The 325-nt window shown below is 70.2% G+C and carries 1 pseudogene; it reads right to left on the minus strand.

Annotated elements, in window-relative coordinates:
* Positions 1 to 325: pseudogene (locus tag ACLWS4_RS38210) on the minus strand (succinate dehydrogenase); the annotation flags it as partial.

Below are 325 nucleotides of genomic sequence, written 5' to 3' on the forward strand. Positions count from 1 at the left end.
GCGTTGCCGTACCAGGTGGAGAAGGTGTCGATCACGTTCTGGTACGGCTTGCCTTCCTCGAAGCCGCCGGGGTGCACGGTGCCGGTGGTCAGGTCGAGGATGTGCCAGACGATGAAGAGGGCGAGGATGATCCCGCCCCAGCGCATGGTGCGGGTGGCGTACGAGGAGCGCTTGCGGCGGTGGACGTACGCGGTGGGGCGGGCCTTCACGTCCCGGCGGCTGAGCTGGTACGCGGAGACGGCGTGGGCCACGACGGCGGCGAGGAGCACGATCCGCACGAGCCAGAGGGCCCACTCGTGGTGCAGGACGGGGGCGCCCATGACCC

It is taken from the genome of Kitasatospora sp. SC0581, assembly GCF_048159585.1.
Classification (GTDB): Bacteria; Actinomycetota; Actinomycetes; order Streptomycetales; family Streptomycetaceae; genus Kitasatospora.